Here is a 20,149-nt window from a genome sequence, read left to right as displayed (position 1 = left end):
GTATTTTAGTTCCGACTGAAACCTGCATCTTGAATGATAACCGGTATATATATTCTCTTAAGTAAAAGCCAATTACACTAAACTTAAAGCGGTAGGTTGACTAAATTTTTGTTGGTATAACGCTTGATCGGCTCTTTCAAAAAAGCTTTTTTCGTCGTCAGCTCTATGCATAAAGGTATAACCTAAACTGCATCCTACATCATATTTAGTGAGAAGTGCGTCTGTAGCAAGAGCTTTTTTTATACGAGCTTCAATCATACATAAAGATTCTTGGCTTGCTTCTTCTACAATAATAGCAAACTCATCACCACCAAATCTAAACACGCTGTCAGAGTCACGTACGCTTAATTCTAAAGCTTTTGCAAAACCTTTTAAGATTTCATCACCTACATGGTGGCCAAATGTGTCGTTAATGACTTTAAATTTGTTTAAGTCGGCAACCACTAAACCTACTTGATGCTTTTGACGATTCGCATGATGCATAGCACGCTTTAATTGTTCGTCAAAGTAACGTCGGTTAGCTAAACCAGTCAAACCATCTTGCATGGCTAGCGACATAGCATTTTTATACTGAATAGCATTATTAATAGGATGTACAATGTACTGATGTAGTTCTTCTAACACGTTAAAGTTAGTAAGGCTGATCGGGCTATTAATTGCGTACGTTAACAAACCTAAAAATTCGTTATTTATCTTTAACTCAAATTGACGTTCAGATCTACCAGGTCTACTACCACGTATAGCTGTTCTTACATCACCTTGGGTAAAATAAAGCCCAGAAAAAGAAACATACTTTGTAGCTTCTATCGCAAAAATATTCAAAATTTTGTCAAGTTCAAGTGTACATTGTAATTGCTCCATAAGAGCTAATTTACGATGAGCGTTATCTTTATTGTTTAAATCAAATATTTTAAAGGCGTTATACTCATATGTTTGGCTTTCGAGTAAATTTAATGTTTGCATGTAACCACCTATTTCTTTTTTAATGGTTATTAATTAGCAAATTCTGTACCTAAAGTGATTTTGTTTTTTTATTATGTATAACCCTTTGATTTTTAATTTTTAATTTTGGTTGTTTGCACAGTCATTTTTTTGTCAAAGTAAAATTCGGCAATGTTTTGCCGCTTTTATTCTGCTGTTTTTTATAAATAGATTTTAAATCATTTTGATGTCTGTAAAATGAGACACTATGCTTTTATATTCTGTTGTTTAGCATGCTCATCATTATTTAAGGAGTTTTCGTGGAAGGCTATTTTGAAATTCTTGCTATTTTAACCAGTGCAGTTTTTATTGTTTGGTTATTTAGATATCTAAATCTACCTGCTATTTTAGCCTATTTAGTTACAGGAATGTTGGTGGGCGAACATGGTTTTGCATGGGCACATCATCATGTTGATTACGAACACTTTGCAGAATTGGGCATTGTATTTCTACTCTTTACTTTAGGCTTGGAGTTTTCATTACCTAAACTGCTTGCTATGCGGAAGTTGGTATTGGCTGTGGGGAGCTTACAAGTTGGTATATCCCTCGTTATTTTTATTTTAATTGCTTTAGCTTTAGGACAATCTTTTCCTAGTGCGCTGGTGATAGGCGGTGTTTTGGCGCTTTCTTCTACTGCTATTGTTATCCGACAATTAAGTGAAGCAGGGGCAACGAAACGTAAATCGGGTCAAATTTCAGTGTCGGTTTTACTTTTTCAAGATGTGGCGGTAGTTCCTCTCCTTATTGTTATCCCTATGTTTGCCATGGATTCAGATACTTCTATGGGATTAGCCTTACTTATTGCGTTAGTAAAAGGTGTGTTTGTAGTCGGTGTATTATTGTTTACAGGTAAATGGTTATTACCACGTTTGTTTAATGTTATTGCTCAAGTTAGAACAGATGAGTTATTTGTATTAACCACGTTACTAGTCACCTTATTAGCATCAGCTTTAACGCTATGGTTTGGTTTATCTATGGCTTTGGGAGCATTTTTAGCGGGTATGATGTTAGGCGAAAGCCAATATAAGCATCAGTTAGAAGCAGACATTAGGCCTTATAGGGATATTTTATTAGGCCTGTTTTTTGTAACTGTCGGTATGAAGCTAAATATTAATGTGTTGATTGATTCTCCTTTAGTTGTTCTAGGTGTTATGTTGAGTTTTATGGCAGTTAAAGTATGCGTTATAAGGTTTTTAGCCGTAAAAGCAGGGGAGTTACCCAAAGACAGTTGGGCTTCAGGTTTTATGTTGGCGCAAATGGGCGAATTTGGTTTTGTGTTAATTGCTCTCGCCACACAAGTTGAAATATTACCTATGGATGTAGCTTCTATCTTATTAGGTGTTGGTGTTCTTAGTATGGCGATAACGCCTTTTATGATTAATAACGCGCGTAAATGGTCGTTAATGTTAACGCGAGATAAAGGGGTAGATACAACTGAATTAGAAACATTACCCGATAATAGTCAGTTAAAAGATCACGTTATTATTTGTGGTTTTGGTCGAGTAGGGCAAACGGTAAGTCGTTTTTTAAAACCTGAAGGTATTGATTTTGTTGCAATAGATATTGATCCCTTACGTGTTACTAAATCAAGAGATGCTGGAGAGAACGTTTTATTTGGGTCTTCAAGGCAAACAGAGTTGTTACATGCGGCTAATTTATCGGAAGCCAAATTAGTTGTTATCGCTTTCGGTGAAGATAAGCAATCATTAGACGTTATTGAAAAAGTAAGGCGATTATCAAAAGATGTTCCGATTTTAGTAAGAACTCGAAATGACGATCAATTACAAATATTGAAAGATGCCGGGGCAAATGAAGTTGTACCAGAAATTTTAGAGGGAAGCTTAATGTTAGTTTCTCAAGTATTATCGTTAACAGGCGTACCATTTTCACGAATTTTCAAACGCGTACAAAAAGAGCGTAATAATCACTACAATCATTTACATGGCTTCTATCAAGGGGAACATACTGATATGAGTCCAGAAGCGATTGAGCGTATTGAATTTGCTCATGCGATACAGTTAACGAATGATTCATATGCTGTAGGACATTCTATCGCAGAATTAAAGAAAGGTAATTCACATATGATTATTGTTGCGCTTAAACGTGGCGAAGTCGAAACAGAAGAACCTGATGATAATATTGTATTACAAAATCAAGACACGCTAATAGTAAGAGGTAAACCTCGCCGAGTTGAATTAACCGAGCGCTATATTCAAGAGGGGAGATAATTCACAGAGCTAATTGACCTACTAGAGTTCTTTTATGGCTTGTAGCAGGTCATTCATTAATAAGCGTTATAAACTAAGGAAGCCTCTAATTGAGGTTTCTTTTTCCATAGCATCTTCAAAACCTAGCTTAATAAGTTGTTTACAGTAGTTTTTTTCAAACAATAAGTAACTAATAATACTCGACTCTGAATCGTTAGTGATACCAATTGAACGCAGTAATATTTTGATAGAAAGAGGGAGTTCGTCAAAATATTCAATTGCCATAGCATTAAAGTCGTGACTAGGGTTAAGTAATAACGTATCTATTTTCTTTAATCCTGATTTCTCTTTACGTACATCTTCAGGGATTAAGGCGATGGTTTCATTAATACGCTTAGCTCTTTCTATATCACTTTGTAATGTATCTGAAAATATAGAATCGAGTAAATGCCCGGCTACACTTGATGCGGTTGGTGGGTGAGGGTTGTTTTCATTAGCATATACAGGTTCTGTTGGTTGTTCTACCCCCACAATAAATATACGTTCAGCACCTAAATGAATCGCTGGACTTAGAGGCGATAACTGATGAATAGAACCATCACCAAAATGTTGTCGTTTAATATTAATTGAAGGGAAAACCATAGGGATAGCAGCAGATGCCATCAAATGTTCGCTATTAATTTGAGTAGGTTCGCCTCTTCGGTTTGCTCTAAACCAAGGTGAAATGTGTTCTTCAGATTGATAAAAACTTATCGAGTCACCAGTATTGTAACTTGAAGCAGTAACCGAAACGGCAGATAAATAACCTTTTAAAATATTGTTATCTATTCGTTTAAAGTCGATAACTTCGTTGAGTAGCTGGCGTAAAGGATCATTATTAAGGAGGCTTCTTGCTGGTCGGCTAGCGTAATCTGCTTGAAAGCTGCCAAATATTCCTTTAGCTATATGACTATATACTCTATAGGGATCGCCATGATAGATACGACTGGTATTTAAGTTTTTCCACACCCACTCGAGTTTTTTTACTCCTAATTGAAAACAAGAAGCATAACACGCTAATGCTGTTGTATTTATTGCCCCTGCGGATGTCCCACTAATTATAGGAAAAGGACAACCGTGATTACGGGGGATAAATTGAGCAATAGCAGACAACACGCCAACTTGATAGGCAGCTCTAGCTCCACCACCTGTAAGTATTAAGGCGTTGTTTGTATGTTTGTACGAACGTTTTTTAGTCATAAACTACTTTATCTATTTCAATACGTTAAGTGTAACGTTTTTTTTATTTTATGTGAAAAATATCCTTAATTTAAAGAAAAGTTATTTTTATTTTTGTGATTAATCAAACGATTATTTTGTAATAGAGGCTATTTTCAATAAGTACTAGCGTAGTTTTATTGCGGCATTTTACTTATAATTGTTGCCCGTTTACTTATGCTATTTCATATGGCGTAAAACAATTATATTTGGAAACATCTTGGAAATCTGGATCTATTTCACCTTGCTTGCCGCATTTATGCAGGCAGTGAGAACCGCTGGTCAAAAAAAATTATCAGGCCATTTAAATTCTATGGCAACCACCTCTGTTAGATATGTTTATGCTTTACCTTTTGCTTGGGGATATTTGTGGTGGTTACTCGACTATAGATCTGTCGAAATTCCAGATCTTAACGCTTCATTTATTCAATACGCTTTATTAGGCAGTGTGGCTCAAATTATTGGGACAGCTTGTTTAATTACTGCTTTTAGGTATCGAAATTTTTCAGTAGCAACCAGTTTAGCTAAAACTGAGGCGGTTCAAATTGCAATAATAGGTGCTACTGTCTTCTCTTCTTCGTTAAGTAGTTGGGGCTGGGTGTCTGTTATTATTGGCGTTTTAGGGGTAATAATCGTATCAAAGGTTAAATTTAACTACGACGACTTATTTAAAAACCCCGGAGCAGGCTTTGGCTTAGCTTCTGGTTTGGGGTTAGCTATTACGATGTTGTTGGTGCGAGAATCTAGCTTAGCATTAAATACTGACCTAATGGTAAGTGCGGCTGTTACTTTAGTATTTATGGTAACAGTGCAATCGGTCATGTCATTAAGTTATGTTGCTTTACAAAATCGTTCACAGCTTCCTTTAATGCTTAAACATTGGCGAGTATGTACCTTTGTTGGTTTAACAAGTGTTATCGGCTCTATTGGTTGGTATACGGCGTCTAGTTATCAAAATACTGCTTATGTTAAAGCGTTGGGACAAATTGAATTTTTTATCACTCTCTTTATTACCTATCGAATATTTAAAGAGTCAATTAGCAAAATGGAATACTTAGGAATGTTTTTAATTTTATTAAGTGTATTTATTTTACTGTTATGGGCATAAAATATTGTAATATAGCGCCATTAAAATTAGCGTTAATCAAAATAAATAGGTAAAAAATGAAAATAGCAGAAAAAACAGTTGTTCAGTTTCACTATGTGTTAAAAGAAGAAGACGGTACTGAAATTGAATCGTCGCATGGTAATGATCCTATGGCTTATCTACATGGTGCTAATAACACATTAGTGGGTCTTGAAAATGCTTTAGCAGGTAAAGAAGCTGGTGATAAGTTCTCAGTAACATTACAACCTGAAGAAGCCTACGGTGAGCGTCAAGAAGATATGATCCAACGTATCCCTGTAAAACATTTACAAGGTGCAGCTAAGTGGAAAGCAGGTATGACAGCCGTTGTTCAAACAGAACAAGGTCAACGTCAAGTGACTGTTGTTAAAGTAGGTAAATTTATGGTGACAGTTGATATTAATCCACCATTAGCGGGTAAAGTATTAACGTTTGATTTAGACGTAGTTGATGTAAGAGAAGCGACTGAAGATGAAGTTAAACATGGCCATGCTCACGGAGTAGGTGGTCATCATCATTAATTAATATTTAATGATAAACAGATTAAACCAATGATCTTCATTGGTTTTTTTTCGTCTTTAATTTATAGCAAAATAAAAATTAAAGACGAAAAAAAACCTGCTAAAAGCAGGTTTTTTAATGTGGCTCCTCAACCTGGACTTGAACCAGGGACAAACGGATTAACAGTCCGTTGCTCTACCAACTGAGCTATTGAGGAATTGTTTTTTTCTACTACTAATGTAACCGCTTAAAGCACTTACTTAAATGTGGCTCCTCAACCTGGACTTGAACCAGGGACAAACGGATTAACAGTCCGTTGCTCTACCAACTGAGCTATTGAGGAATTGTTCTTTTTACTACTTACGTAACCGCTTAAAAAGCCATTACTAAAATTTGGCTCCTCAACTTGTTCTAGAATCAGGAGGCAAACGCTGTTCTAATAAATAGTACAGTCCGTTGCTCTACCAACTGAGCTATTGAGGAATTGTTCTTTTTACTACTCACGTAACCGCTTAAAAAGCCATTACTAAAATTTGGCTCCTCAACCTGGACTTGAACCAGGGACAAACGGATTAACAGTCCGTTGCTCTACCAACTGAGCTATTGAGGAATTGTTTGCTAACCAACTTCGTTAACGGGGCGGAATATTAAAGGCCGCGCGATGAACTGTCAATATAAAATTCTAAAAAAATTAAATATTTGTTTGTTTGCTTATTTTGCAGGCAAACTGGGAACTTTAACAGCTATTTTTGTTGTAAATTTAGCCATGTTAATTAATTACGTTATTTGATTACAGTTATCCACTAATGCTGTGGATAACTGTGTGTATGAAAGTGTAGAAAGGGGCGGTTAAAACAAAGGAATAAGGGGTAGAGTCAAGTCAATATGTTTTTGTGTATTTTTATTTAATTCTTTTATAACAATGGTTTGTGTTGTTATTGTCGCTAAAGTGAACGTCTCGGTTCGTTTTTTGTTCAAAGTGATAGTTTTATACTATTACCTATTGGGTTGTAGATAATTTTTATATTGCAAATGTTTTTTTATTTTTATTAAGTCAATTAATTCACATTTATTTTCAAATTAATGACGTTAAATAAAATTTAAGCATAGCGACTCGGGGGGCTATCTTTTACAATATAAGCTCTTCCGCTTTTTATACCACGGGTATTCGTTGTTAATGACTACATCAGTAAAAAAAAATCAAATTGATCTCTTAAAAGATCCCGTGCCCCAAGCATTAAAAAGAATGACTGTTCCTATGATATACGGAATGATCCTTTTAATGACTTTTAACCTTGTTGATACTTTTTTTGTTGGTTTATTAGGAACGCTGCCTCTAGCGGCAATAAGCTTTACCTTTCCTATTACATTTACGGTTATTAGTTTAACTATTGGTTTAGGTATAGGAACCTCTGCCGTTATTGGTAAAGCTTTAGGTAGAGGTAATCATGCCTTGGCAAAAAATTTGGCAACATCGGCTATGTATATGACAGCCGTTATTGTTGGGCTTTTGTCATATGTTGGTTATATTTTTATTGATGAAATCTTTTTATTATTAGGTGCCAATAATGACTTGCTACCGCTAATTCATGAATATATGGACGTATGGTTTTTAGGTAGTGTTTGTTTAATTGGCCCTATGATTGGTAATGCGGTACTACGCTCTGCCGGTGATACTAAAACACCGAGTATTATCATGGGAAGTGCTGGCTTAATTAACGCCGTACTAGATCCTATTCTTATTTTTGGTTTTGGACCTGTTCCTGCGTTAGGCCTAGAAGGTGCTGCTATTGCAACCTTTATTTCTTGGATGTTTAGCACGGGGTTAGTGCTTTATATTCTTATTCGTAAGAAAAACCTCATACATGCGACATTCATTCCCTTAAAGGAATTTATAGTCTCATGTAAAGAAATTCTAAACATTGGTTTACCTGCGGCGGGTGCTAATATGCTAACGCCAATTGCAACGGCTGTTTTAACTGCAATAGCGGCAACCTTTGGAGACTCTGCTGTTGCTGCATTTGGCGTAGGTTCAAGAATTGAGTCAATTGCTTGCTTAGTGGTGCTGGCTTTATCAATGACACTCCCTCCATTTATTAGCCAAAATTTTGGTGCATCAAACATGAGTAGGGTGAAAGAAAGCTATAAATCTACAATTAAGTTTGTATTGGCGTGGCAGGTACTTATTTATCTTGTACTTATACTTATTGCTCCATTTATCAGTCATACCTTTGCCAAAGAAGAAAAAGTTGCTGAACTTATTGAGTTATTTATTTGGATTCTACCTCTAGGTTATGGTTTTCAAGGTGTGATTATTTTAACTAACTCATCGTTTAATGCTTTACACAAACCCATGGTAGCTTTAGCGCTAAGCATTATTCGCTTATTTGTGTGTTATGTACCTATCGCTTACTTTGGGAGTTATTTATATGGATTAGAAGGTTTCTTTATTGGCGGAGTAATTGGTAATTTATTGATGGCATTTATTTCTTATGGCTTGTTCAGTAAACAATTTAAAACCGAAGCTTTTAATATTGAAACAAAAGAGGCATCAATCTAATGATGAAAGATATGGAGCTGGTATCTAATTATACACCCAGTGGTGATCAACCTATGGCGATTGCAAAGTTGCTTGATGGTATTGAATCAGGCTTAGCACATCAAACTTTATTAGGTGTTACCGGTTCAGGTAAAACGTATACCATTGCTAATGTTATCGCTAAGCTTAATCGTCCTACCATGATGCTTGCACCTAACAAAACACTTGCCGCGCAGTTATACGGGGAGATGAAAGAGTTTTTTCCGAATAATGCCGTTGAGTACTTTGTTTCTTATTACGATTACTATCAACCTGAAGCTTATGTACCAACCACGGATACGTTTATTGAAAAAGACGCCTCGGTAAACGAACATATTGAACAAATGCGTTTATCAGCAACAAAAGCTTTGCTTGAGCGTAGAGACGTTATTATTGTTGCTTCGGTTTCTGCTATTTATGGTTTGGGTGATCCTGACTCTTACTTAAAAATGATGTTGCACATTAGCCAAGGCGACATTATAAATCAACGAGATATATTAAGACGTTTAGCCGAATTACAATACACACGTAACGACGTAGCCTTTCAGCGAGCTACCTATCGTGTGCGAGGCGATGTTATTGATGTATTTCCTGCTGAATCTGACAGGCTTGCCATACGTATTGAATTGTTTGATGAAGAAATAGAGCAAATAAGACAGTTTGATCCACTTACAGGACAAATAGAACGAACACTAGCGCGAGTAACTATTTACCCTAAAACTCACTACGCCACACCACGTGAAAAAATATTAGCCGCTGTTGAAAATATTAAAATTGAGTTAAAAGACAGAGCCACACAACTAAAAGAAAACAATAAATTAGTTGAAGAGCAACGTATCGTTCAACGTACACAATTCGACATCGAAATGATGACAGAATTAGGTTATTGCTCAGGTATCGAAAACTACTCACGTTACCTCTCCGGCAGAGGGACAGGTGAAGCGCCACCTACGTTATTCGATTACTTACCGAATGACGGCCTACTTATTATTGATGAATCTCATGTTACTGTGCCGCAAATTGGTGCTATGTATAAAGGCGATAGATCAAGAAAAGAAAACCTTGTTGAATACGGATTTAGGCTGCCATCAGCTTTAGATAACCGACCAATGAAATTTGAAGAGTTTGAAGCCTTAGCACCTCAAACCATTTATGTTTCAGCAACACCGAGCAATTATGAAGTAGAAAAATCAGGTGATGATATTGCTCAACAAGTGGTAAGGCCTACAGGATTACTCGATCCTGTTATCGAGGTAAGACCGGTTGAAACACAAGTTGACGATTTATTATCTGAAATTCGTAAACGAGTAATTATTGAAGAACGGGTACTTGCTACCACATTAACCAAACGTATGGCCGAAGACTTAACCGACTATTTAGATGAACACGGTATAAAAACACGTTACCTACATTCCGATGTAGATACTGTTGAGCGTGTTGAAATTATAAGAGATTTTAGATTAGGTAAATTTGATGTACTTGTAGGTATCAACTTATTACGTGAAGGTTTAGACATGCCTGAAGTATCTCTAGTGGCAATTTTAGATGCTGACAAAGAAGGCTTTTTACGCTCTGAACGCTCACTTATTCAAACCATAGGTCGCGCAGCGCGAAACATTAATGGTAGAGCTATTTTATATGCAGCACGCATTACAGGTTCAATGAAAAAAGCCATTGATGAAACCGAAAGAAGACGCGCTATTCAGCACCAATATAATGTTGACCATGGTATTACACCTACTGGCGTAAAACGTAAAATACCTGATGTAATGGGCCTAGGAAATGGCACGAGTCGAGTCGAGTTGCGAAAAGTCGCTGAGGAACATGCATCTTATAAAATAATGTCGACTAAAGAGATAGATGACAAAATTAAACAACTTGAAGCTGAAATGATCAAACATGCTCAAAACCTAGAGTTTGAACTTGCTGCTAAAGCTAGAGATGAAATTGCTTCATTGCGTACTCAACAATTATCCACTTAATTTTAATTGAGGCTAACAAGGCATATGTTATTTATATAGCTTTATTTTAGTGAATTCTATTGCGCTCTAGCATAGCGTAGTAAGTTAAAATGTTTGCGATTTCCTCTTTTGTGCATAGAGGAGCATTACTAATATCTTCAATAATTTTATCTTGAATATCTAAAGGGAATGATAAAAGTTGTTGGAGGTATTTTTGTTCGTTTATTAAATTTAAAAAATCACCGGAATGATTTATCCAAATGCCGCTCATACTATATACCTCGTCTACATTATTGATTCATGTTAAGTGTAGAAGCTAGGTGGAAAAATATTATATAAATTTAGTATAAACAGCGGTTATATGAAGTAATTAAATCTATAAAACTTTAAGTACTTCATTAAAAAGAGATAAATAAAAGAGTGAGTGGAAAAGAATATTGTAATATTTTTTGTTTTGCATAAAAGACATACAAAAAATATGACTCACAACAAGCTTTTGATAGCTGATTCTAGTTGATAAGGTTTAGTTATAGTTGCAAAGCGTTTAACGACTTCACCTTCTTTATTAATTAAAAACTTTGTGAAATTCCATTTAATACTTTCAGTGCCTAGAATTCCAGGTGCTTGTGTTTTTAAAAACTTGTAAAGGGGATGGGCGTTTAGTCCGTTCACGTCAATTTTACTGAATAAATCAAATTTAATATTAAACTGTAAATCGCAAAACGCTTTTATGTCGGCGTTGCTGCCTTTTTCTTGCTGTTTAAACTGATTACAAGGAAAAGCTAATATCTCTAATCCTTGCTCGTTATATTGTTCGTATAACGCTTGTAAACCTTTATATTGATCGGTAAAACCACACTCGCTGGCGGTATTAACGATTAATACGACTTTTCCGACGTATTGTGACAACTCAACTTTTTCACCGCGGTAATTGTCGGCAGTAAATTGATAAATTCGAGTATGCATTGTTTGACTTCCTTTAACTTCCCCATGCGAATTATAAAATAACTAACCCGCTTGAACGTATTGATACAGTGCTTTTAACACTTTCATTTTTTCAGGATTGTTTTCATGTTCAAGGGCTAAATTTTCAATTTTCATGATAAATTCATCAACACTTAATAAACCTGCTTCACCATATTGTAGTTTATTCTCGCAATAATTCTTCCATTTATATTGCTCATCGCTTGATAAGGTATATGGGTAGTTTCTTGCTCTATATCTAAATAATAAAGTCGGTAATCGGGTGTCTTGAAACTCAAAAGGGTGGCTAGCTAATTGTTCTGGGCTAATTTGATGAAGAATTTCCATTTGCGCTTTATCGCCATGAGAAAAGAAACTTCCCCCGTATAATGATTGCTCAGCGTCTACAACAGTATCGTTATCATAACTTTGTGCAAAGACATCGGTAAGTTTGTCTCTAATCTCAGTATTTTTCTTAAGTTTTGCTAAATTCGCTAAACATGTCTCACGTGGAATATCTAACCTTGCTGCATTTTCAGGTAATAGTGTTTTAGCCGGAGCGACAATAGGACATTTGTTTACATGAATAAGCTTAACAGGAATAGGTAACTCGCCTTCCTCTAGTTCATCATGTCTAGTATATAAACGCTCTTTAATTTGTTCGCTAGTTAGATCGAATAAAGGCTGTGGATCTCTGGCTAGATCTATCGCGATAACTGCATTTTTATTAGTGGGGTGATAACTGATGGGGGCGAACCAACTTGTGCAACCATGAGCTGAAGAAACCTTACTTGATGTATGAACAATAGGTGTCATGTTGTATACATCAATCAGTTCTAACACTTGTTTTTTATTTTTTAAATTAAAAATAAAATCGTAAAGCTTAGGTTGTTTTTCTTTAATGAGTTTAGCCATCGCAATGGTTGCATACACATCGCTCATAGCATCATGGGCTGCTTCGTGGCTAATACCATTGGCTTTGGTTAATAGTTCTAACCTAAAGCTAACTACGCCATCGTCGTTAACTGGCCATTCAATACCTTCAGGTCTTAGCGCGTAGCAAGCTCTAACCATATCAATAATATCCCAACGGCTATTACCATTCTGCCACTCCCGCGCGTATGGGTCGTAAAAATTACGGTAAAGTAAATAACGAGTCACTTCATCATCAAAACGAATATTGTTATAGCCAGCAACACAAGTATTAGGTTGCGTAAATAAGGTATGAATACGATCAGCAAATTCAGCTTCAGTTAACCCTTCTTGTAACGCTTTTTGCGGCGTAATACCTGTAACTAAACAGGCTTCAGGATGAGGCAAGTAATCTTGAGGAGGTTGGCAATAAAACATCTCTGGCTCGCCAACAATATTTAAATCGTAATCAGTGCGAATACCCGCAAATTGAGAAGGTTTATCTAACTTGGGAGAAATTCCCCACGTTTCATAATCGTGCCAGAGAATCGTCGCCTGTGCTGTGTTGTTCTGAGATGTTCTGTCTTGCATGTTTATCTCTTTATTCTTGTGGGTTACACCGATTTTGTTGTTTCACTGTGATAATATTTTTAGTGCATCAAATTAATTTACTTTGTGACCAAATATAATAATGGCATTCTCCGATACCAAATTACGAAAAATAAAAGCACCATATAATGAAGAAGCTGAACTAGCCGATAGAGATGGTTTATCCGTAAGAGTCAGTCCTAAAACACTAATAACTTTCAATTATCGCTTTAGATGGAAAGGTAAGCAACAAAGAATTAAACTTGGTAGGTATCCAAGGTTGAAACTAATTGATGCCAGAAAAAAAGTTAATAAATATCGACAGAATTGCGGCCTAAAACACAAACATTATATAAATCTACTTTTTATAAATATGTCACACCTTATCAAAACATTGATATTGAAGGATATTGAAGGATATAGATTGGAGCGCTTACTTTGATTGAGTTAAAAAGGAGTCCAGTTCGGCTAATGCTGGTAGTGTTTTAAAACGATTTAAAGCTGTAGCTAATTGGGCGAAAGCTAGAGGTCAAATCAAACATTCTCATTTAATTGATATCCCGATAAAAGGAATTGGTAGTTATCAACAAAAAAGAGAACGAGTGGGATGAGGTCATTACCACAATGATGGCTACAGTGTTAACACGGCACAAATATCAACTACGTCTGGACTTGGGGTGATGATTTCTTAGCATGATTACTTTTTCCTAGTGAAAAATATGAAATCACTACAAAAGTACTGACTATGGCACCTAAAATCTTATAAGTCTCCGGAAAGCCAATGCTATCGTACATAGCACCTACAACAACTGATAAGCCGCTGGCGATAACTTGTGACATAAACTGAAAGCCTACAATGTAAATGGTTGCAGAATACTTATTGTCAAATGTAATAGAAATATACTTAAAGATGGCTACTAACATAATAGGTAATTCTGCAGCATGGAGTAATTTCATAATTGAGATGGTTACTGTGTCGTCAGCATAGCCTGAACCTACAATACGCATTGCCATAATAACACCACTTAATAATAAGCCATTCTTAGCGCCAATTTTGTTAACAATAAACGGCGCTAAAAACATCCCTCCAGCTTCAAGAAATACTTGGAAGGAATTTAAATAACCATACATAGCGTTACCTTCGTCTTGAGTAGGAAATAAAGACGAGAAGTAGATAGGAAATTGTTGGTCGTAAACGCCGTACACACACGACACGCCCATAATAAAAGTGGCGAATCCCCAAAACTCTTTTAGGGTAAGAATTTTTACAGCATCTTTAAAATTCACTTCACTATCTTTAGTTACTGTTGTATCAACATCTAACTTATCATTTTTAAGTTCATCACTATTTAACAGCGCGATAGACACTAAAAATATACAAGCGGATATGCTGGCTAAAATAAAGTTGTATGAGGGATCTAAATTAAACAAGTAACCAGCAAAGAAAGTCGCTGTGGCCCAACCTAATGACCCCCACATTCTTGCTCTACCGTATTCAAAGTCGGCTGCTCGGCTAACGCGTTCAACATAGGTTTCAACAGCACCCACACCTGCAGAAAAGGCGGCACTAAAAAATATTGCACCTAAAATAGCACCCAAGTAGAAGTTGCTAATAAGTAACGGGCCGTAAATAAAAATAAAGAAGGGGCCTGATAAAAAGAGTAATGCACCTACTGTAAATAATAAGCCTTTACCTAAGCCCAGTTTGTCTTGTATATAGCCGTAGCAAGGCATAACGGCTAATGCAGCGAGTGCGCTAATACTAAAAATAATGCCGGTTTGTTCGCCGGTTAATCCTATGGTTTGGTTTAACCAAATAGGAAATAATGAAAAGCCAAAAGACCATGTGAGGAAAAATGAAAAGAGGGCGCAACTCAGCAGCCAGTATTTAGTGTTATTTGAAGTGTTCATTTTTCCCCTGTTTTACATTAATTATGCTTGTTTAAAATGGATAGCCGCTCAACAAATTCGCCGCTAACCTTATGTGTTTCTGCCGTTTGATCTTCTGATATTGCTAATTTTGCTGCTAACTGACCCATGCTAAAATAAGGTAGTGTTACAGTACTTAGTTTTGGCACTAAGTTTTCGGCGATCATTTTATAGTTATCGTATCCAACAATAGATATTTGCTCTGGTATTTTGTAGCCCATTACTCCTCTAACTAGCATAAATACACGCATTGCCATTTTGTCGTTACCACACATAATTGCAGTAGGTGGGTTTGGTAATGCCATTAACTCTCTTAAAACATCTTCTAAATCTACAAATTCGTCGTTGTCATCTCTAAAAACACCACGGCGAATTAAGTCATTATCAATCTCAATGTTATGTTCTTTATGAGCTGTTTTATAACCTTGTAAACGTAAATTAGTTGCTACCATTTCTTCAAAAAGTGTTAACGATGCAATTCTTGTATGGCCTTTACTTATGAGATGTGACGTTGCATCAAAAGCACCTTTTTCATCATCCGGCAAAATAGTAGGATGCGTGGTATTTTTTTCGAAACAGTTCACTAAAATAAGTGGGCATTGTTTGAACGCTTGCGTTATTTCTACTTCTCTGTGGTAAACCGTCGCAAGAATAATTGCTTGTGCTCTCTGTCTTCTAAAGTCATCAACAAGTTTAGAAAAGTTAGCCATGTTACCGCCGGTTTCACCTATCATTAGTAGTAGGCCGTTCTTTTCACAAATGTCTTGTATACCAGCAACAATGCCGTATGAATAAGGCGTTGTTGTTAAGCTATCAGTAATTAAACTCACAATACCTGCGCCCACACCTTTTAAAGCTTGAGCCGCCGCTGAAGGGTAGTATTCTAATTCCTTCATGGCTTTATCTACTTTCTCAGCTGTTTTAGGGCTAACGCCTTCATAGCCGTTTAAAATTCGCGATACGGTTTTAACTGAAACACCTGCAAGTGCTGCTACATCTTTGATTGAATTCATATGTTTCTTCATATTAAGGTGAAGTTTCTGCAAGTATATCAAGCTAAAATTATCTTTCAGCGATTATTTATTTAAACCGTTTAAACAAATTTCTATTGGATTAGATTAGCAATTATAATTTATAATGTCTAACGTTAGACAAAATTATTTTTTTAAGGTAAATTACATCATACGTAAATTACCTCTCTGGAGAGTTATGAAAAATACAGAAACAATGATGACGAAACAGTGGCGTCCATTTATTCACTTTACACCAGAAAAAAATTGGCTAAATGATCCCAATGGTATGGTGTATTTTAATGATATGTACCATCTGTTTTTTCAATATAACCCAACCGGCGATAAGCATGGCAATATGCATTGGGGGCATGCTCAATCGACAGACTTAGTTAATTGGCAAGAAAAAGATATCGCAATTTATGCTGATCCTGACGGCCTAGGTTATGTATTTTCTGGTGGCGCTGTTGTTGATGTTAACAATACCAGTGGCTTAGGTGATGGAACTGTACCGCCGTTAGTTGCTACTTTTACTCATCACTCAAAAGATGAAGTGCAAGTACAAAGCCTTGCTTATAGTCAAGATGGTGGAGACACTTGGGTTGAATATGCTAATAACCCTGTTATAGCTAACCCGGGTTTAAAAGACTTTCGTGATCCTAAAGTTATTTGGGATGAAGAAAATAGCCAATGGGTTATGGCATTAGCCGTTGAACATTTTATTTATTTTTATGTTTCATCAAATTTAATTGATTGGACCTTTGCCAGTAAGTTTGGAGAAGGTCACGGAACGCACGGGCGTGTTTGGGAATGTCCAGATTTATTCCCATTAACAACACCATGCGGAATAACTAAATGGGTGTTAATTGTTAGTTTAGATCCCGCGGGGCCTAATGGTGGAACTGGAACTCAATATTTTATTGGTGAGTTTGACGGTAAACAGTTTATTTCTGATCATACAGAAACTCGCTGGTTAGATTACGGACCAGACAATTATGCTGGCGTTACTTGGGATGGATTACAACCAACAAGCAATAAACGCATTTTTATCGCGTGGATGTCTAACTGGGTATACGCTAACGATTTACCGACAAACCCATGGCGTGGTGGCATGACCTTACCGAGAGAATTAACTCTAGTTAATTCAAGCAAGGGCATAATGTTAGCAAACTTACCGAGCGATGATATTACTTCGTTAAAAGCTGCATTTTCTTTAACTGACGCTAATACGCTGCCTGAGTCATGCGCTTATGAAGTAGTATGGAAATTTGATAAGTCGTTAGGTGATAACAGCATAACGTTTTTCAATTCAGAAGATGAAAAATTAGTTATAAGTTATGTTGCCGAAAACAATGAAATTCAACTTGATAGAACACAGTCGGGTTGGAATGAGAAAGACTTCGGGCGTGTGGCTACAGCACCTTTAAAAATGACAGATGAAAACACAATTGAATGTTCAATTATTATCGACCAATCGTCAGTAGAAGTATTTACTGAAAAAGGTTTAACAACGTTAACGTCAAACATTTTCCCTAAAGTGCCATATAGTGAATTTACAACGACTCGTACAAGCCAACTTGAGTGCTTTACGTTAATAAATAAAGCAACAAGTTAAGCGCTTTTAAACAGACGATTGCATTGAACTTTAAGTTGAGTTTTAGGTTGTAAGTTACTTGTGCCAAATGACTTAAGCTTACATACGTTAAATACTACAAAGTCGCCTTATAGGGCGACTTTTTTATTTCATCTTTCCAGTTAAATTATTCTCAGTTATTACTGTAATATGATATTTAATTGGCTGATTTTAACTGATGTATTTCAACGTTTTTGAAATGAGTTTCTGCACCTTTTGAATATAAATATAAGCCGGTGCTGTCGGTTCTGCTTGGATATATTCGGTTAGCAAAAACAGCTTTGTCATTTATAAACACTGAAATGATAGAGTGATCAATAAACACTTGGAACTTTTCAGGTTTCCCAAATACTTCCTCATCGTAGTCACCTTTATAAATAGCGCTTTCTTCGAGTCCTTGGGTTAATGTCGATTTTAGTTTATCAATAACGATATTTTTTCCATCGTAATAAACCTTTGTAAACTCTTCTTTATTAGGGGAGGTGGCTATTAAAAATCCATATTCACTGGCTTGTGTATTTGCATCAAGTGTTAGGGTCATTTCTAGTTGGTTACCACTTTCAGCAAGCTTGTGTTCACCATTCACTTTTAGATTACTTTCGCTGTAAGCTTGGGTGTTTTTTCGTAATGAGTTAAGTTGAGGAGCAGGTACTTGGCCTATAGTTTGCCCGTCTTCAAGTAAACGTAAAATACGCGGTAAGCTAAAGGTATGTGCCCAACCGAGGTCGTTTTGAAATTGTGCATTACTGCGTTCATCAACTATTCCAATAGCAACTAATTCATTATTGCTATTTCTAACGACAGAAGGTGATATATGACCATGAATAATATCTAGGTGTTTAGGTGTGGTGTAATCAGGTGTAAATTGTCCTGGTCTACCTTTGCCGTTAGATTTCCATGTTCCCGTCCAGTAAACACTACGAACATATGGAGCTTGATTTTTTTTCATCTCACCACCTATAGGACTAACAATTAAAGCATATTTCTTTTCACCTTTGTGCATTCCTAAATATTCAAATACAGGCATTTCCCAAATAGCTGAACCAATATCCATTGTTGAAAATGCCACTGAAGAAAAGCTATTTTCAGCGCGTTGCCATTTACCTGAATTTATATCTGTTGAGGTGTAATACTCTACGCCACCATTGTTGCCTTCAGCACTGCCAATAATCATGTGCCATGTTTTGCCTTCTTGCCAAATATAGGGATCTCTAAAGTCAGTAATATTACCTGTATTAGGAGTGTTTTTATCTATTATTCCACCGTGTTGAGTCCATTCTTCAAGTAAAGGATCTGAACTACTTGCCCATGCAATACCGGGATCATAAACACCATCAAAATTTACGCTGGTATAAAATGCATGAGCTTTACCTTTTTTATCAATCACAACATCACCAGACCAAATTCCTTTTGAACCTAAGCCTAGTGTTTTATCAGTATTAACACGTGGATAAAATGCATCTTTTAGGTGGGTCCAATTGACAAAATCTTCACTGGCCATATTGCCCCAATGCATCATCCACTTATAAGGACCGTTAGGCGTTCTTTGATAAAACATATGGTATTTACCTTGATAGGCGACCAAACCATGAGGCTCGTTTGTCCAGTTAGCTGGTGGCATCGCATGATAACGAGGGCGTAAATGGTCGTCTTCAAAACGACTAGTAGGCACTGCAAGTGAGACTTGCCATGGTGTATTTTTACCTTTGTTATATTCGCCTAACAACTCATACGTACTTTTAGCTTTATCGTTTATTTTAGTTTCGTCGTAAGCAGCATTAATAGCGTTTACTTCAAATACATTAAATGAAATTTGAGGTGTTAACGCTCGGCCAATTACAAGTTTAGTATTTTGTGCTAGTTGAATATTGCCATTAACTGTCATTTTTTCGGCGATAATTTCACCATTAAGAAACAAGCGTACTAATCCATTATTTACAGTAAATGCAACATGACTCCAGTGATAAAGAGGAAAGTTCTCTGGTGCGTTAACTCGAAAGTTTTGCTGGTTAATATTGATATCTAACCACCATTGGCCGTAGGTATTTATAGCTAAATTAAAGCCTTCATTATCTGAGCTTTGATGTAATAAAGAAGACTCTTTAAGGTTTAACTCTTCCGTTGATGGATAACTTTCTAATGCAACCCAAGTTTCTAAAGTTATGGCATTGAGGTTAGGTGAGTTAAAGGCTCCTGTTATCCATGTTGAATAGCCATCGGTTCGAAAAGCGTTACCTGATACACCAGGAACGCGTTCAGGCGGGTTGTTTGTGTGTTGTACTGTAAAAGGTGTGTTATCTATTTTATTTTGTGTAGTAACGCTGCCATTTTTTTCATTATAAGTTAAATGGAGTAATGACTTTGCATGGGCTAAATTTGTGTTAACAAGAGTTGTTAAAATAACGAATAAGCAGTAGGCGTTTTTCATAAATATTTATTCTTTATTTGGTTGATAGCTAATGTTCAATAGCTAAAGGGTAATGTGATTTTAGGTTAAAACTAT

15 protein-coding genes and 3 tRNA genes are annotated in these 20,149 nt (G+C 36.2%); 7 read left to right on the top strand and 11 right to left on the bottom strand.

What is annotated here, in order from left to right; all coding sequences use genetic code 11:
* Window positions 1-72: 72 nt before the first annotated feature.
* A complete protein-coding gene (locus B0X80_RS04240) occupies window positions 73-963 on the bottom strand; it encodes a GGDEF domain-containing protein (RefSeq protein WP_077338564.1) in 891 nt (296 codons plus the stop codon).
* Window positions 964-1,241: 278 nt separating this feature from the next.
* Between B0X80_RS04240 and B0X80_RS04235 the strand changes: the two genes are divergently transcribed.
* A complete protein-coding gene (locus B0X80_RS04235; RefSeq protein WP_077338563.1) occupies window positions 1,242-3,209 on the top strand; it encodes a monovalent cation:proton antiporter family protein in 1,968 nt (655 codons plus the stop codon).
* Between the two features lie 66 nt (window positions 3,210-3,275).
* On the opposite strand, the gene B0X80_RS04230 is transcribed toward B0X80_RS04235, so the two are convergent.
* The gene (locus B0X80_RS04230) at window positions 3,276-4,427 is read right to left on the bottom strand and encodes a patatin-like phospholipase family protein (protein WP_077338562.1); all 1,152 of its coding nucleotides are present in this window, start codon (window positions 4,425-4,427) and stop codon (window positions 3,276-3,278) included.
* Window positions 4,428-4,665: 238 nt separating this feature from the next.
* On the opposite strand from B0X80_RS04230, the gene B0X80_RS04225 reads away from it, so the two are divergent.
* On the top strand, window positions 4,666-5,553 hold the full coding sequence (locus tag B0X80_RS04225; RefSeq protein WP_077338561.1) for a DMT family transporter: 888 nt from the start codon (window positions 4,666-4,668) through the stop codon (window positions 5,551-5,553).
* A gap of 56 nt (window positions 5,554-5,609) precedes the next feature.
* Entirely contained in the window at window positions 5,610-6,092 is a 483-nt protein-coding gene (locus tag B0X80_RS04220; protein ID WP_077338560.1) for an FKBP-type peptidyl-prolyl cis-trans isomerase, read from the top strand.
* Window positions 6,093-6,213: 121 nt separating this feature from the next.
* Here the strand turns inward: B0X80_RS04220 and B0X80_RS04215 are convergent.
* The 3 genes from B0X80_RS04215 to B0X80_RS04205 all read right to left on the bottom strand — a co-directional run bounded on the left by B0X80_RS04215 (window position 6,214) and on the right by B0X80_RS04205 (window position 6,682).
* Window positions 6,214-6,289: transfer RNA gene (locus B0X80_RS04215), tRNA-Asn, on the bottom strand.
* A 50-nt stretch (window positions 6,290-6,339) separates the two neighbouring features.
* Window positions 6,340-6,415 (bottom strand) — tRNA-Asn (locus B0X80_RS04210).
* 191 nt (window positions 6,416-6,606) lie between these two features.
* A tRNA-Asn gene (locus B0X80_RS04205) sits at window positions 6,607-6,682 on the bottom strand.
* Window positions 6,683-7,249: 567 nt separating this feature from the next.
* Here B0X80_RS04205 and B0X80_RS04200 point away from each other — a divergent pair.
* Window positions 7,250-8,632 (top strand): MATE family efflux transporter, encoded by a 1,383-nt coding sequence (locus B0X80_RS04200; RefSeq protein WP_077338559.1) that lies wholly within the window; start codon window positions 7,250-7,252, stop codon window positions 8,630-8,632.
* On the top strand, window positions 8,632-10,632 hold the full coding sequence (gene uvrB / locus B0X80_RS04195) for an excinuclease ABC subunit UvrB (protein ID WP_077338558.1): 2,001 nt from the start codon (window positions 8,632-8,634) through the stop codon (window positions 10,630-10,632). Before B0X80_RS04200 ends, uvrB begins: the two co-directional genes overlap by 1 nt.
* A gap of 46 nt (window positions 10,633-10,678) precedes the next feature.
* Here uvrB and B0X80_RS04190 read toward each other — a convergent pair whose 3' ends face one another.
* From B0X80_RS04190 to sbcB, 3 genes are all read right to left on the bottom strand, one after another.
* Complete coding sequence (locus B0X80_RS04190) at window positions 10,679-10,882, bottom strand: hypothetical protein (RefSeq protein ID WP_077338557.1); 204 nt, start codon at window positions 10,880-10,882, stop codon at window positions 10,679-10,681.
* A gap of 212 nt (window positions 10,883-11,094) precedes the next feature.
* On the bottom strand, window positions 11,095-11,577 hold the full coding sequence (locus B0X80_RS04185) for a glutathione peroxidase (RefSeq protein ID WP_077338556.1): 483 nt from the start codon (window positions 11,575-11,577) through the stop codon (window positions 11,095-11,097).
* A 42-nt stretch (window positions 11,578-11,619) separates the two neighbouring features.
* Entirely contained in the window at window positions 11,620-13,077 is a 1,458-nt protein-coding gene (sbcB, locus tag B0X80_RS04180) for an exodeoxyribonuclease I (protein WP_077338555.1), read from the bottom strand.
* 100 nt (window positions 13,078-13,177) lie between these two features.
* Here sbcB and B0X80_RS20700 point away from each other — a divergent pair, with 100 nt between their 5' ends.
* Window positions 13,178-13,516: an Arm DNA-binding domain-containing protein gene (locus tag B0X80_RS20700; RefSeq protein WP_077338554.1), complete on the top strand. Its 339-nt coding sequence runs from the start codon at window positions 13,178-13,180 to the stop codon at window positions 13,514-13,516.
* A 218-nt stretch (window positions 13,517-13,734) separates the two neighbouring features.
* On the opposite strand, the gene B0X80_RS04170 is transcribed toward B0X80_RS20700, so the two are convergent.
* Together B0X80_RS04170 and B0X80_RS04165 are read right to left on the bottom strand one after the other, a co-directional pair.
* Window positions 13,735-14,985 carry an MFS transporter gene (locus B0X80_RS04170; RefSeq protein ID WP_077338553.1) on the bottom strand — a complete coding sequence of 417 codons (1,251 nt, stop codon included), beginning with the start codon at window positions 14,983-14,985 and terminating at the stop codon, window positions 13,735-13,737.
* Window positions 14,986-15,002: 17 nt separating this feature from the next.
* On the bottom strand, window positions 15,003-16,016 hold the full coding sequence (locus B0X80_RS04165; RefSeq protein ID WP_175623871.1) for a LacI family DNA-binding transcriptional regulator: 1,014 nt from the start codon (window positions 16,014-16,016) through the stop codon (window positions 15,003-15,005).
* A gap of 196 nt (window positions 16,017-16,212) precedes the next feature.
* On the opposite strand from B0X80_RS04165, the gene B0X80_RS04160 reads away from it, so the two are divergent.
* Window positions 16,213-17,628, top strand: coding sequence for a glycoside hydrolase family 32 protein (locus B0X80_RS04160; RefSeq protein ID WP_077338551.1), 1,416 nt, complete (start codon window positions 16,213-16,215; stop codon window positions 17,626-17,628).
* A 175-nt stretch (window positions 17,629-17,803) separates the two neighbouring features.
* Here the strand turns inward: B0X80_RS04160 and B0X80_RS04155 are convergent, their stop codons facing one another.
* A complete protein-coding gene (locus B0X80_RS04155) occupies window positions 17,804-20,074 on the bottom strand; it encodes a GH32 C-terminal domain-containing protein (protein ID WP_077338550.1) in 2,271 nt (756 codons plus the stop codon).
* Between the last annotated feature and the right edge of the window lie 75 nt (window positions 20,075-20,149).

This window comes from Pseudocolwellia agarivorans (genome assembly GCF_002000085.1).
GTDB lineage: Bacteria > Pseudomonadota > Gammaproteobacteria > Enterobacterales > Alteromonadaceae > Pseudocolwellia > Pseudocolwellia agarivorans.
This window is presented reverse-complemented; position numbering and strand designations above follow the sequence as displayed.

Bases quoted from the DNA above. Each gene is read 5' to 3' on its own strand.
- B0X80_RS04240 (WP_077338564.1), bottom strand. From the start codon at position 963: ATGCAAACATTAAATTTACTCGAAAGCCAAACATATGAGTATAACGCC.
- B0X80_RS04230 (WP_077338562.1), bottom strand. From the start codon at position 4,427: ATGACTAAAAAACGTTCGTACAAACATACAAACAACGCCTTAATACTT.
- B0X80_RS04220 (WP_077338560.1), top strand. From the start codon at position 5,610: ATGAAAATAGCAGAAAAAACAGTTGTTCAGTTTCACTATGTGTTAAAA.
- B0X80_RS04200 (WP_077338559.1), top strand. From the start codon at position 7,250: ATGACTACATCAGTAAAAAAAAATCAAATTGATCTCTTAAAAGATCCC.
- uvrB (WP_077338558.1), top strand. From the start codon at position 8,632: ATGATGAAAGATATGGAGCTGGTATCTAATTATACACCCAGTGGTGAT.
- B0X80_RS04190 (WP_077338557.1), bottom strand. From the start codon at position 10,882: ATGAGCGGCATTTGGATAAATCATTCCGGTGATTTTTTAAATTTAATA.
- B0X80_RS04185 (WP_077338556.1), bottom strand. From the start codon at position 11,577: ATGCATACTCGAATTTATCAATTTACTGCCGACAATTACCGCGGTGAA.
- sbcB (WP_077338555.1), bottom strand. From the start codon at position 13,077: ATGCAAGACAGAACATCTCAGAACAACACAGCACAGGCGACGATTCTC.
- B0X80_RS20700 (WP_077338554.1), top strand. From the start codon at position 13,178: ATGGCATTCTCCGATACCAAATTACGAAAAATAAAAGCACCATATAAT.
- B0X80_RS04170 (WP_077338553.1), bottom strand. From the start codon at position 14,985: ATGAACACTTCAAATAACACTAAATACTGGCTGCTGAGTTGCGCCCTC.
- B0X80_RS04165 (WP_175623871.1), bottom strand. From the start codon at position 16,016: ATGAATTCAATCAAAGATGTAGCAGCACTTGCAGGTGTTTCAGTTAAA.
- B0X80_RS04160 (WP_077338551.1), top strand. From the start codon at position 16,213: ATGAAAAATACAGAAACAATGATGACGAAACAGTGGCGTCCATTTATT.
- B0X80_RS04155 (WP_077338550.1), bottom strand. From the start codon at position 20,074: ATGAAAAACGCCTACTGCTTATTCGTTATTTTAACAACTCTTGTTAAC.